The organism is Telluribacter roseus, assembly GCF_017355915.2.
Lineage (GTDB): Bacteria > Bacteroidota > Bacteroidia > Cytophagales > Spirosomataceae > Telluribacter.
Map to the genome: position 1 here is coordinate 98,438 of NZ_JAFEUV020000010.1, position 13,514 is coordinate 111,951.

A 13,514-nucleotide genomic window follows, 5' to 3' on the forward strand; every position below is an offset into this window, starting at 1 on the left:
AAGTTCCAAACCATGTCAAACAATCACTACCGCTATACCCTCAAACCCTACCAGACATCCAAGGACAAAGAACGGTGTCCTGACTGTGGCAGGAAGACCTTTACCCGATACATCGATACCCATACCGGAGAGTTACTGTCAGAGCTATACGGGCGCTGCGATCGTGAAGATCGATGCAGTTATCATATAAGCCCATACAGCGATGGGTACAGTAAGATGATCTATGATAAGGAACGCGGCAACAAAAGCGATTGGCTACCCAGGCCCCCTGCCCTGGTCAAACCTCAGCCTAAGCAAGTTTCTTTCATTCCACTCTCTATCCTAAAAAAGACACTCTGCCACTATGAGAGCAATAACTTTATTGAGTTCTTACGAGCAGTATTTGATGATGAGGTAGTTCAGATGGTAAACAACATGTACTACATAGGCACTTCAAAGAAATGGTTGGGAGCTTGCATCTTTTGGCAAATAGATCGCAAAGGAAATATACGGACAGGCAAGATTATGCTTTACAACTCTTCCACCGGCAAGCGTGTTAAACAACCCTACAGCCACATTCACTGGGCACACAAAGAAGTTAACGCTCAGGAATACAACCTTGGACAGTGCCTGTTTGGAGAACACTTGCTTAGCCTTGAACCAGACAAAATAGTTGCACTTGTAGAGAGTGAAAAGTCCGCTATAATCGGAAGCATTTACTTTCCGCAGTACGTGTGGCTTGCTACTGGCGGAAAAGGTAACTTCAACAGCAGCATGTTACAGGCGTTCATAGGTCGGAAAATCATGTTATTCCCTGACTTATCCAAAGACGGAAAAGCATTCGCTGAATGGGCAGAAAAAGGCCGCAGTAACAGTTCCCTTGCCCACTTTGTAGTTTCAGACTTTCTGGAAACTATCGCTACCTCAGAGCAAAAGGAACAGGGGCTTGACTTAGCCGATTATTTGTTAGAGATCGATTATAAGGAGTGGAAACAGCAGCAGGCAGAAGTCCCAAAATTATTTCAGTCTGAGAATAATAAGGAAAAGCAGGAGCATCAACCCAACCCACTAAAAGCAGGCGTTCACAACGTTACCAACCAGAAAGGAATTACTTTTGCTCTCGAAATTAACCAAGAGGGCTACCCTATACTTTTTGATACGCTACAACAGGAGCTAGCCTTACTGGATGTATTGATCGAAGACTTGGACGCTGGAAAGCCTTGGCAACTCATTTACCACCACAACATAAAGCAACTTCCCTTCCCTATTACAGCCGACACCCTTCCGGATTATTTTTATACATTGGGCCAAAGGCACCTGACTCAACTGCTGGCGGAGGAAAGAAAAGCTTTCATACGACAACGATTCAGCAGGGGCAATTACACTAATTTTGGAATATTAGAACATTACCCCTGCTTTGGCTTCAAGTCAGAATATGAATTAGAGAAATATTTAATAAAAAATAATTCTTCCACTAATACTTCAATGTATTCATCGCCTTAAATGGTAATCAGGAGTAGATCTCCTTTTCCCATCTACTATTTTGTAAAGCTTTATCTCACTTTCGGATATGATTTCGACATGGTACTTCTTCCAAGATGGATCAAAGGAACTATTCCACCTCCGGTAATTAAATACCCCGCTCTCATCCACTTTATATTCCATCTTATCAATGGTCTTTGCTCCTTGGAACTCATAGCCGTACTGGTAGTAGTTCTTTCCTGAAGAAAAGTCAAATGTTATATTATCATAAATAGAATACTTGTCCTGCTTCCAAACTCCTTTAAGCACATTAAGTAGCTGATTATCCTTTATTACATCTGACGCAGCTTTCTCAACATTACTGGTCTTTGTTAATACGCCTATATAAATTTCTCTATAAGAATTCTCCGTTTCCCATATCCAGAAAAGTTTCATCTCATCATTTGAGACCTTTTCAATTCTAGCGTATTTTTCATAGGTACCATTAAGAAGTGCTGTTCTAAAAATAATGTTATTTTCAATCTTTATGGTGTAATCAATACTTGATCTTTCTGGATAAGAACTATAATAAAAGTCATTGTAGTAGTTCTCATAACGCATTACTTTACTAGATCTATCAAACTTGTACGAATAGTTGTCAAACTTTTGTTCTTCCCCATCTACATATATACCCCATGTACCATGTAAGTATTCCACTAAAGCCGGATCATCCACTACATCTGCCAATGTCACAGCAGGCGCCCTCGATACCTTTACTTCATAAACCTGCGTACTACCGTCTTCGGCTGTTACAGTATAGTTTACAGTATTCAAAAAGTTCTGAGCTACACCGGAAGCAGGTGAGACAGTAGCTTTAGCTGATACCTCAATGGTAGGCACTAGTGCTGTTAGATTTGCATAAGCTGGTAAAGTAGCCGCAATCAACCTGTTTGACTGATTGATACTCGCCTTAACCTCTGGAGTAAGACCTTTGAAAGAGAAGGCCAGAATCTGCTTGTCTTTTGACTTTGGAGCCTTTTCTATCTTTATCTCATAAACCTGTGTACTCCCATCTTCTGCTGTAACAGTGTACTTTACCGGATTTGTATAATCCTGAGCTACACCTGAAGCAGGTGATACAACTGCCTTGGGTGATACTAATATAGTAGGTATGATAGCAGTAAGACTAGCATCAGATGGAACAATAGCTGTTATTGTCCTCTTAGACTGATCAATACTTCCTTTGATTATAGGGTTAAAACCTTCTAAGGCAAAAGACGTAATCTGCTTCTCCGAAGACTTGGGAGCATCCTGCAGCACCACCTTTACCGTGAAAGTCTTTGTACTCCTATCCTCAGCGGTAACTGTATAGGTCACTGGATTAGTAAAGTCATGCACCGCACCTGATAGGGGTTTGGAAGTAGCCCCCTGAGGTAGTGTAAATTTAAGTTGAAGCGCTTTGACATCAGTTCCGGCTGGTACCGTGATGATGTAGGTATTTGACGCAACATCAAATAGTACAGTCACCGCAGTGACGCCATCAAGACTCAGACTGGATATTTCTTTTTGGCTGCTTTTAACAGGCTCTGGCTCACTTGACTTACAGGAGGCAACAACTAATAGAACGAATAGTAGAAATGAAATAGAGGGGAAAAATGGTTTGAGCATAATAAAAGTATAGTGGGTAAATAGTTTAATGAGCTAGTTCAGCCATCATACTTTCATCCATCACCATTCCATCATCATCAATATAATGTACTGTAATATCCTGATTTGTATCAATGTATTGCGTGGGCTTGCCATAGGCCGAATCCATCAAAGCCTTGTAGGCATTTACATCCCCTAATAAAGCTTTTTTTACCATAGAAAGTGTTATCTGCTCCTCAACCGTTAGCCTTTGCATCTCGCCTGTCACAGGGTTCTCAGTGACTTGTTCCACATCCAGCCATTCCCTGATTATTGTCGAGCGGTTCTTACTTCCTGGTTTCCTACCCCTGTTCTTTGGCTGGTTCTCCGAAGAGAATGGTTTTAAGTTCTGTTCGTTCATCTCACGTTTTTTTCTCGTTTTTTCCAAAAATAATAGCTACCCTACCCAACAACCATTCACAAATCAATGATAAAATTAAGCTATTTCTTAAGCGTTAAGTTAACACAAACTTACTGCTTTTGTACTCTGATTAGCTATTTTTCTTCAACGACGACAGGTTATACGTTAATGATAAAAACCAGCCTCCTCTCGGAAATACCTTAATGGTTGGTACCTCCTTGGGCAGTTCTTTTGTACTGTATGGTGTATCTACTTCATAACGCTTGTCAAGAATGGTACTCTCTTTTAGTGTAGTCCCAAGCGTTATTACAAAACGATCTTTTCTTCCAAATATAGCTGATAGCCCCAAGTGAAACATAAAGCTATCAAAAGCGGTCGTTGTACTTACTCCTGGGCTAATAACCAACTTTGTATTATTGATGCTGCGCTTATATATATGGGCGAGTGCACCAAGAGACATAAGCAAACGTCCACCTGCATCTTTTTCACGTATTATTGTTTTAGTAGAATCATCAGATGAAGCTAGATAGTATACTTCTTGCCCGAAAAATCCTTTCCCCCCCAGTCCACCACTAAAAAAGACACCTGTACTAAAATCCACTTTCCATCCACCTACCGTAGGTATGTCTTCCTGCATTGTAAGCTTATTTGGATAATTACACGTAAGGAGAGTATCAGCCTTGAAAACAAACTTTAGCTCAGTCTCATCCTTTGAAATCTTGATTGGATCTGAGACATAAGTAAAATTGGAAGGATTTATTCGCTTATAGCTATCTACCAGCAGTTGTATCTTATTATCAGCTTCTATCTTTTCTAATTCTTCAACCATTTTGAGCGCTCTTTGTATAGTTGAGTTTACATCTGCTATTCGCCGCTCCCCTTCCTTTTTATCAAGCTGAGCTTGAATATACTTTTCACTTTCATTTTTAAAATTATTACTCTGAGGTTTTAATGGGCTCAAGACCCATCTTTGAATTATCTTATCATTTGTATCAATCTTCGCCTGAATTTTCATTAGTAACTCTTCCTGTAGCCCCTCCAACATTTGTCCGGCTTTTCGTGCTTTCTCAATTCTTGCCAAAGAATTATTCCCCAGCACTTCAATTTGCTCAGACCTTGAAGTTCCATCTTTTAAACTTAAGGCCTTATTCGTTGAGTCCCTCAACATTCTCTCAATGGCTGCATAACCATGGCCACAGTCCATTTGCAAAGCTTTTATTGTGTTACTAAGTCTCGCTACCTTTTGTAGATATAGATAATTTTCTTCAATAATAGACAAAGGACTCTTAATCTCTGCAAATTTTATAACTACTGAGTCGCTAGCCATTTTTTCTGTACCTCTAATTGTAGAGAAATGTGAAGCTGGACTTATAGAAGGCAACTCAAAGGTCATGAATCCAGGCAATTTAATTGTACCAAATATAGATGGGAGATCAACATTAAAGTCCTTTTGCCCTACTGTGCCATCAACTTTGAATAAATGCCGGTTAATGTTATCAATTTTGATAATATATTTTCCTCCATAAGCCAATGTATCAGGCAGGGCATTCTTCCAGCTACCATCTTTTAACTTACTAAAATCAATTTGTATTGAATCTATTTTTTGGCCCGAATTTGAAGGTGCTTTTATCTTCTGTGCATATGCTTTCTCAGAAGCCAATAGAACCAGAAGAATTAGTGGAGTCAGAAAATTTTTCATAAACATGATAGGTGGGATCGTAGACGAATGGATATTGAAGCAGCCATATTACTTATACACATCCATTTCTACCCCTTCCCTCTCCCAACTTTTTATCCTACGGTCCATCTTTTTATCCAACGGTACTACTTCCCCGTACCATCACAAAAAAACCTCAAATTATCCCTCCTGACCCGCTATTTTTAGTATTTTGGCCTTCCGGCTCAGCCAAATGTGTACCATACCCACGACTGTGGGTTACTTATCCCTCATCCACTTTATGAACAAACAGGAACTAATAGAAGCCCTCAAACAACAGGAGGGACTTACTCAGGACCAGAAAGCATACCTCATCAACCTGGTCAATACCAAGAAAAAATATGGCCTCATGTGGGAAGACAAGCCCGAAGACGTCGAAGAATTCCTCCGCCAGCACCTGCCCGTGCTGAGCGAAGTAGTAGAGCGGCGTATATTGGCATCACCCCAATCAAACCCACTCCCCACACCTCGGCCACTCTTTACTTCCATAACAGCCAAACAAGGAACCATTAGCTTTACCGACGCTACGGAGGAAGAAGCAGAAGAACCTGGCAATCCGAGCGAAGGAGAAGCCCCCGGTACAGGCGAAGCCAAACCCGCCCCCGACCATATCCTCATCGAAGGTGACAACCTCCACGCCCTCACAGCCCTGACGTTTACGCACGAAGGCCTCGTAGACGTGATTTACATAGACCCTCCCTACAATACCGGCAACAAGGATTTTAAATACAATGACCGCTTCATAGATCACGAAGACACCTATCGCCATTCCAAGTGGCTGAGCTTTATGCAAAAGAGGCTGCTAATCGCCAAACGGCTGCTGTCCAGTATGGGCGTAATCTTCATCTCCATTGACGATAATGAACAGGCGCAGTTGAAGCTCCTATGTGATGAGGTGTTTGGGGAGGAGAATTTTATAGATTGTATAATTTGGCAGAAGAATTTTGCACCTAGGAGTTCTGCCAAATTCTTCTCTTCAAATCATGAATTTATACTTTGTTATACCAAGAATAAAAACTCCTTAAAATTAAATCTACTTCCACGGACTAGCACACAAAATGATAGATATAAAAACCCGGATAATGATCCAAGAGGGATTTGGACTTCAGGTGATTTATCTGCAAGGAACTATTATAGTTTAGGGACTTATAAGATTGTTACTCCAGGTGGAAGAGTGATTGATGGACCTCCAAAAGGAATGTATTGGCGAGTATCAGAAGAAAATTTTAAAAAATTAGTCGAAGAAAATAAAATCTGGTTTGGAAGTGATGGGAAGGGAGTTCCAAGACTAAAGAGATTTTTGTCCGATGTACAGGATGGAGTTCTACCCCAAACAATTTGGCTACATACGGAAGCAGGTAATACACAGGAAGCAAAGAAAGAAGTCTTAGAAGTCTTCGGGAATGATGAAGGTTTTTTTACAACACCTAAGCCATTAAAATTGCTAAACAGAATATTAAATATAGCTTCCAATAAAAATTCTATCATTTTAGACTTCTTCGCCGGCAGCGGTACCACCCTCCACGCCACCATGCAGCTAAACGCCGAGGATGGCGGTATTAGACAGTGCATCCTGGTCACTAATAATGAAAATGGAATTGCCGAGGAAGTCTGCTACGAGCGCAACAAGCGCGTAATACAAGGCTACACCAATGCCAAAGGGCAGCAGGTACCGGGGCTTACCAACAACAGCCTGCGGTATTACCGCAGCGACATGGTACCCCGCCAAACTTCCCTGCCCGCCAAGCGCCTGCTAATGCAACGTGCCACCGAGCTGCTCTGCATTAAAGAGGGGCTGTACGAGGAGGTACCCTCCCTGAGCCTGGACGAGCAGATCCGTGGCTATGGCCGTATCGGCCGGTACCTGATCATCATCTACGACGACCTCTGCATAGACGAAGCCGTTCTACTAATCCGCCAGGCCGTGGAGGCAGAGCCCCAGGCACGGTTTAAGGTCTACGTGTTCAGCAACGGGCAGTACCCCTACACCGAGGAATTTGAGGAGGTACTTCCGTACGTCACGCTCTGCGCCCTGCCCGACGCTATCTATAAAGCCTACCGGCAGGTACTGCCCGACGAGCAAGCCCCGGCCCAAATTGTAGAAGAAGAAGCCGCCGAAACTACCCCCCTCACTTTGTTCTGATTTACTGCCATGATCCATCTTAAACCCTACCAGGAAGAAGCTGTCAATACTCTCACCTTTAATACCTTCAAGCTACTCAAACGCCCCGGTGCGCGGCAACCTCTGGTGTTCAAGGCTCCCACCGGCGCGGGCAAGACCATCATGATTGCGGCCTTCCTGAACAAATTCTGCGAAGAACTCCCCGACCACCTCGACCTTGAAAAACGACAGGCGGCCTTTATCTGGATAGCCCCCAATAAGCTGTATATTCAAAGCTACCGCGCCCTAAAAAGCTACTTCGCCGAACTGCGCTCGTTGCGGCCCGTTTTCTTCGACGACATCAGCGGCGACGCCCTCCAGCCCAACGACGTCCTGTTTGTAAACTGGGAGAGCATCAATAAGGAAAAAAACCTGATGGTAAAGGACAACGAGCATGGCCGTACCCTCTACAACTACGTCAATCAGGCCCGCCTCCACGAAACCGAGATCATCGTCATCATTGACGAAGAGCACATGTTTGCCAACACGCTCACGGCCAAACGCGCCACTGAGGTTCTTCAGGGGATTTACCCCAAACTCGAAATCCGGGTATCGGCCACGCCCACCACGCCCAGTGACTACAAGGTAATCGTAGAGCGCCACGACGTTATCCAGGACGAGATGATCAAAGAGGGCATTATCCTAAATCCCGCCCTGGATCAGTACCTGCAAACGGGCGGCAAATCACTGGAACAAATACTGATGGACATCGCCCTTGAAAAACGGGAAGAAATCAGGCAGGCCTACCAGAAACTCGGCCTAAGTATTAACCCTCTGCTGCTCATTCAGCTCCCTAACGACACCAGTGAATCCGAAACTGTCGAGGACAAAAAGTACATCGACACAGTGATTCACTATCTCGAGAGCAAAGACATCTCCACCAGCAACCACAAACTAGCCGTGTGGCTGTCAGGGAAGAAAGACAATCTCGACGGCATCGAAGCCCCTGACAACATGGTGGAGGTACTGCTATTCAAGCAGGCCATTGCCCTGGGCTGGGACTGCCCCCGGGCCGCCGTGCTGGTGATCTTCCGTGAGTTGCACAGTACTACTTTCACCATTCAAACAGTAGGCCGAATTTTGCGAATGCCCGAGCAAAAGCACTACCCCGATGCCCTGCTCAATCAGGGATACGTGTTCACCAACCTCAGCAAAGACCGCATTGTGATTGTACAGGACGACATGAGTTACATCAGCATGGACCGGGCCGTACGCAAGCCCGACTACCGGCCCGTCCTGCTCGAATCGAGCTTCATCAACACCCGCATTGACCGTAATCGTCTGGGCTCCAAGTTTCGACTGGCCTTGTATCAGACTGCCGAAGCTCTCTGGGGTGTTCACCGAGACCTGAGTAGAAGCGACTATACCGACGAAAGCCGTCAAAAGCTGACTGAAAAGCTCATCGAACTGGACGTGAGCCGCATTGACATCGTTATACCTGAGAACGTGCATCTGAGTGGAGGTGTCGAAGTGATTCGAGTGGACGAAACAGTACGTTTTGCCAAAACAGAAGGAGAACTGATGATCCTTTTCCGGCAGTTTTGCCGCGACAATGTGGGAGGTTACGCGCCCGTAGACTCTACACCCGTGCTGGAAATGGCCCTCAAACTTTTTTTTGAGGAGTACCTGGCCATGAGTGAATTTGAAGCCGTGAAGGTGGTGCTGTATGAACAAAATAAACCTTCCTTCATCGAGCTGATTGCGCGGGCTCTCGAAGCCTACGAGCAATTGCTGCAACAACAGGCCAACAAAGCTAAGAAAGATGTTGCCCACTACGCCTGGGAGGTACCCTCCGAGCGTATTTATAACGATACCTACGAAGCCAATCCCAAGGAATGCCACGTATTGGAACCCTACTTTCAGTTAAAGAGAGCCTCCAAACCAGAAGTACTTTTCTCTGATTTTCTGGTACAGCACAAAGCACACATAGCCTGGTGGTACAAAAACGGTGACAATGGCAAGGAACATTTCGCTGTACCCTATACGGATGCCCGCGGAACCCTGAGGCTTTTTTACGTGGATTTTGTGATCCTGACCAAATCAGGCATTACCTGCCTGTTTGATACCAAAACGGCGGGCAGCGACCCAGCAGCGGCCCACCTCAAACACAATGCCTTGGTAGACTACATCGCCCAGCGCAACCAGCAAGGCAAGCCTACCATCGGTGGAGTATTGATTGGCAACGAGACGGGAGGCACCACGACTTGGCGGTATTGTACCAACAAAATTGAAAATACCCACGACCTCACCGGCTGGGACTATTTTAATCCAGCCCTCGTGCAGGCTTACTGATTTTCACATACTATATCCTAAACACTCCCTCACCAATGGCCAAGAAAGGACTAGATACAACTTTCATCCACTACGGCATCCGAAAGGGCGACATGAGCCTGATCGAGACCCTATCCACCCAGCACCAGTTGGAATACGATTGGGTCCGGGAAGATTTATTGAAAGAATTCCATGAAAAGAGGATCAGCAACCAGGATCTGAACGAGAAAGCTATTGAACGGCTCATCGAAAAAGCTCTCCTCAAAATCAAGTAGCCCATGCTCATCAAAAGAATCAAAGCCCGAAACTTCAAGACCTATCTTGAACTGGACCTGGACCTGTCCGTAGAGCCTGATAAGCCTATTATATTGATAGGTGGAAAAAATGGTGGTGGTAAAACTACCCTCTTTGAAGCCATTTATGGCGCCTTGTACGGCCTTAAAATCAACAGCCCAAGACAGTTTCATGAATTATTAAATGCAGGTGCTCTTGGCCGGGAGGAAGCGAAGATTGTACTTGAACTTCATTTTACAGGTAAGGTACTCAACCAGGACCAGCAGTACGTCCTGACCCGCACCTATGCACTCAATGCATCTCAGCATCCGGTAGAAAGTGTCCGGCTCAATATGAACGGTACCATCTTCCTTTATGGCTCTGCTACTCCATCCGCCCAGCGTGCCGAACAGGAAGCCCAGGTTAACAAGATCATCAAAGCCAACCTCCCACAAGAACTGAGCCGTTACTTCCTCTTTGACGCCATGGAGGCAGGTAACCTGCTCAAAGAAGATCATCTCAACCGGGTCATTAAAGAGAACATCGAAAATGTGATGGGCTTTAACAAGTACCTTCAGTTAGCCAGGGGAGCTGAAAGCCTGCATCAGGTATATACTGCGCAACGACTGCAGGTCGAAAATGAAAAACAGGAGTACCTGCAGCTCTTGGAACAGAAAAAGAAATTTGAATCGACCCTTAGTACTTTACAGCAACAGTTACAGGATGCACTTCAATATTCAGTAGCTAACAAAGAACTCTATGATGGCCTAAAAAATGGACTCAGCCAGGAAACTACCATCAAAAATAAGATGGAGCAAACCAAAGTGCAGATAGAGAATATCTTAAAAAAGGAGTCCCAATATAGAAGTGACCTAGACAGCTTCGTAAAAGATATCGAGTTGGATGTTTGTCTTCCTAAGCTGCGTGAGGCAGTAAAGTCCGAAGTACAGCTAGTTCTAAAAGCCCGGCAGGAACAACAGCAGAATAGTTTTATTACTATGCAACCCGAGCAGGTAGAAGCTATCAGTTACACCATCCTCGAATACCTCCGGCAGCGCAAGTTGGTCTTACAGGATATAAAGCTTGATGAGGTAATAGATCACGTATTAGCCTCGACTCATACTCCCCCTCAGTCCGACCCCTATGATTTTCTGGAATTCTCAGAAGTGAAAGCGCTAGAGAACTTAGTGAATACCAAAAACAATAACCCCTTCCCTATTCTCAATCAGCAACAAGTTGAGCTGACTCTGGCATTGAGCCAAAATCAGATGCTAGAAGTTCAGTTGGAACAGATGAAAGAACAGATAGCTGGTCGGGACTATACCTTACTGAAATCGTATGAGGAAAATGAAGCCAGCCTCAGGAAATTGGAAGGGCAGATACTCGAAGTGAAGAGTGAAATTACTAAAATTGATAAAAGGCTACACCAATTTGATATCCAAACTACTCAGGAGCCTGACCCCAAGTATGAAGCATTAGGCAGATTGAAAGGCTTTTTTGAAGATGTAGCTGATAAACTGCTTAGGTCTAAAAAGCAAGAGATTGAGGTGCGTATGAAGCAGGACCTCAACATCAACCTGGCTGCGTATAAAGATGTAATAGACAGGGTAGAATTATCTGAAAACTTAGCCAACTTAACCTTTAAAATATTCCATAAAGCTGGTAACGAAATTTACCTCAATCAGCTTAATACAGCCTCCAAGCAGGTGGTGGTCCAAGTACTTCTGAAAGCCCTTCATGAGTTTGGTGACTATGATCCTCCTGTGATGATTGATACTGTCATGGGAGTTCTGGATGAAACCAGTCGCTCCACAGTTTTAGAAAATTATTTTCCAGAGTTATCTGATCAGACCATCCTGTTCAGTTCTGACAGTGAAATAAGACCTGGCTCCGATTTAACTAAGATAGAATCCTTCGTATCAAAAGCCTATACTCTGGAACGTGACAGGGAGCAGCAGCTTACACGGGTAGTTGATGGCTATTTCGGAAACTCAGTTAATTAATAAAACAATGAGCGTTATAAACCTGCAAAATATCCGTCAATCTGAGGGCTTGCTGGACCACCTACACACTTGTAAGGTAAAGATAGAACAACGTGTCAATCTGGACAGGTACAGTCAAGGACAAAAGTCAGTTTCAATCAGTGGAAACAAAATCATGCGTATCTGTTTATTGGCAGGTCTTTCCAGTAAAGAAACACGGGAGCTGGAAAGTATAGAACAGATTCCGCTTTCCAAAAACAGTCAGCGCATCTTTGAAACCCTATTCACCTTGCACAACCTGAGCACTATGTACTCCGCCCTGCTCAAACTTCGGTACCACGGACTGCAGGTAGACTGGGAAAACGCAGTACTTAAAAGCAAGATTATTAACGCTGAAATTCTACGTGGCAGTAAACTACTTCAGCAAGACAGCATACTTGATGACTGGCTGCTCAATACCAATAGCCAAACAGGAGGCAGGGCGGGCGCCATTCCTATACTTGACTTGAACATAGGAACCTATGAAGACGAAATACCGGCAACTTTAAATCTGAATGGTAAAGAAATTTCTAATACACAGATACTAATTGCTGGTACCACCGGCTCAGGTAAGTCCAATTTATTGGCAGTATTGATTAACGAGATTCGTAGCCTCTCTATTGATAGTCCCTACCCAGTCAACTTTCTGTTGTTTGATTATAAAGGTGAGTTTTCCGATCCCGCTAACAACAGTTGGTTACAGCTCTTTGAAACTGACAAAAGTGCCATCCTAGACCCAATTGTTGCTCCGCTCCCATTCTCACCCTTCAAAGACTTCACTGGACGTACACAGAATGAAATTAACCTATACTCTACTGAGCTAGCAAATGCATTATGCGCCATTGATAATGCTCGTATCAGCGCTAATATGAGCAACCGCTTATCTGAGGCTATTATCAATGCTTACAAGCAAACCAATAATAGCCCCGTCAACTTTTCTGGTATTTTAAAGGAATATACTGCATTACAGCCAGACAAAGAAAAAGACCGTGACGACAGTGTAAAGTCAGTACTGAAACAACTTATACGCAACAACCTCTTCACCGACGATGACAGGATAGATCTGATTAAGGATAGCTACATCATAAAGATGGACTCATTCCCCAAAGATGGTCCAGTAGCCAAAGCCATTGTATATTTCATCGTATCAAAGCTAACACTTATTTACGAGCGGCTCCCCAAACAGGCAGTAGACGATACCAGCGTAGAACTCCGACACTTCACCATCATTGATGAGGCACACTACATGCTAGGGTTTGACAACAAACCCCTCCGCGACCTCATCGCTGTTGGCCGTAACAAAGGCTTGTCTATCATCCTGGCAACCCAGAACATGGATAGCTACAAAAGCGAATACTTTGACTTCTACGCCAACGCCCAGTACCCCCTCATCATGAAGCAACAGTCTATCAATGACGGAGTCATAAAGGATCTCTTTGGTGTATCTGGCAAGGAATTCCAGGAAATCAAAGAAGCCATAGCAGGTTTACAAAAAGGTGAGCTTATACTGAAAAACTCTACGGCGATTGTCCTAGGCATGGGTAAGAAGTATAAGAAGATAAAGGTTAGACACTTAATCTGATA

At 44.0% G+C, this 13,514-nt stretch carries 9 protein-coding genes; 6 read left to right on the plus strand and 3 right to left on the minus strand.

What is annotated here, in order from left to right:
* Positions 1-12: 12 nt before the first annotated feature.
* Positions 13-1,482, plus strand: a complete 1,470-nt coding sequence (locus tag JTN23_RS18060; protein ID WP_247236428.1) for a DUF6371 domain-containing protein — start codon at positions 13-15, stop codon at positions 1,480-1,482.
* Here JTN23_RS18060 and JTN23_RS18065 read toward each other — a convergent pair.
* The 3 genes from JTN23_RS18065 to JTN23_RS18075 all read right to left on the minus strand — a co-directional run bounded on the left by JTN23_RS18065 (position 1,471) and on the right by JTN23_RS18075 (position 5,186).
* Entirely contained in the window at positions 1,471-3,108 is a 1,638-nt protein-coding gene (locus JTN23_RS18065) for an SGBP N-terminal domain-containing protein (RefSeq protein ID WP_247236429.1), read from the minus strand. The two genes, JTN23_RS18060 and JTN23_RS18065, sit on opposite strands and share 12 nt — an antisense overlap.
* A gap of 25 nt (positions 3,109-3,133) precedes the next feature.
* Complete coding sequence (locus JTN23_RS18070; protein ID WP_247236430.1) at positions 3,134-3,487, minus strand: hypothetical protein; 354 nt, start codon at positions 3,485-3,487, stop codon at positions 3,134-3,136.
* Between the two features lie 130 nt (positions 3,488-3,617).
* Complete coding sequence (locus JTN23_RS18075; RefSeq protein WP_247236431.1) at positions 3,618-5,186, minus strand: hypothetical protein; 1,569 nt, start codon at positions 5,184-5,186, stop codon at positions 3,618-3,620.
* 259 nt (positions 5,187-5,445) lie between these two features.
* Between JTN23_RS18075 and JTN23_RS18080 the strand changes: the two genes are divergently transcribed.
* Genes JTN23_RS18080 through JTN23_RS18100 form a run of 5 tightly spaced genes read left to right on the plus strand, consistent with a single transcriptional unit; the run spans position 5,446 to position 13,512 of the window.
* Positions 5,446-7,347 carry a site-specific DNA-methyltransferase gene (locus JTN23_RS18080; protein ID WP_247236432.1) on the plus strand — a complete coding sequence of 634 codons (1,902 nt, stop codon included), beginning with the start codon at positions 5,446-5,448 and terminating at the stop codon, positions 7,345-7,347.
* Positions 7,348-7,356: 9 nt separating this feature from the next.
* Entirely contained in the window at positions 7,357-9,657 is a 2,301-nt protein-coding gene (locus JTN23_RS18085) for a DEAD/DEAH box helicase (protein ID WP_247236433.1), read from the plus strand.
* Positions 9,658-9,692: 35 nt separating this feature from the next.
* Positions 9,693-9,911, plus strand: coding sequence for a DNA modification system-associated small protein (locus JTN23_RS18090; RefSeq protein WP_247236434.1), 219 nt, complete (start codon positions 9,693-9,695; stop codon positions 9,909-9,911).
* A gap of 3 nt (positions 9,912-9,914) precedes the next feature.
* On the plus strand, positions 9,915-11,912 hold the full coding sequence (locus JTN23_RS18095) for an AAA family ATPase (protein WP_247236435.1): 1,998 nt from the start codon (positions 9,915-9,917) through the stop codon (positions 11,910-11,912).
* Entirely contained in the window at positions 11,884-13,512 is a 1,629-nt protein-coding gene (locus tag JTN23_RS18100) for an ATP-binding protein (protein ID WP_247236436.1), read from the plus strand. The genes JTN23_RS18095 and JTN23_RS18100 overlap by 29 nt, the downstream gene beginning before the upstream one ends.
* The last annotated feature ends 2 nt before the right edge of the window (positions 13,513-13,514 follow it).

What these genes read in the sequence shown, in the direction of transcription:
- JTN23_RS18060 (WP_247236428.1), top strand. Translation starts at nt 13, where the DNA reads ATGTCAAACAATCACTACCGCTATACCCTCAAACCCTACCAGACATCC.
- JTN23_RS18065 (WP_247236429.1), bottom strand. Translation starts at nt 3,108, where the DNA reads ATGCTCAAACCATTTTTCCCCTCTATTTCATTTCTACTATTCGTTCTA.
- JTN23_RS18070 (WP_247236430.1), bottom strand. Translation starts at nt 3,487, where the DNA reads ATGAACGAACAGAACTTAAAACCATTCTCTTCGGAGAACCAGCCAAAG.
- JTN23_RS18075 (WP_247236431.1), bottom strand. Translation starts at nt 5,186, where the DNA reads ATGAAAAATTTTCTGACTCCACTAATTCTTCTGGTTCTATTGGCTTCT.
- JTN23_RS18080 (WP_247236432.1), top strand. Translation starts at nt 5,446, where the DNA reads ATGAACAAACAGGAACTAATAGAAGCCCTCAAACAACAGGAGGGACTT.
- JTN23_RS18085 (WP_247236433.1), top strand. Translation starts at nt 7,357, where the DNA reads ATGATCCATCTTAAACCCTACCAGGAAGAAGCTGTCAATACTCTCACC.
- JTN23_RS18090 (WP_247236434.1), top strand. Translation starts at nt 9,693, where the DNA reads ATGGCCAAGAAAGGACTAGATACAACTTTCATCCACTACGGCATCCGA.
- JTN23_RS18095 (WP_247236435.1), top strand. Translation starts at nt 9,915, where the DNA reads ATGCTCATCAAAAGAATCAAAGCCCGAAACTTCAAGACCTATCTTGAA.
- JTN23_RS18100 (WP_247236436.1), top strand. Translation starts at nt 11,884, where the DNA reads ATGGCTATTTCGGAAACTCAGTTAATTAATAAAACAATGAGCGTTATA.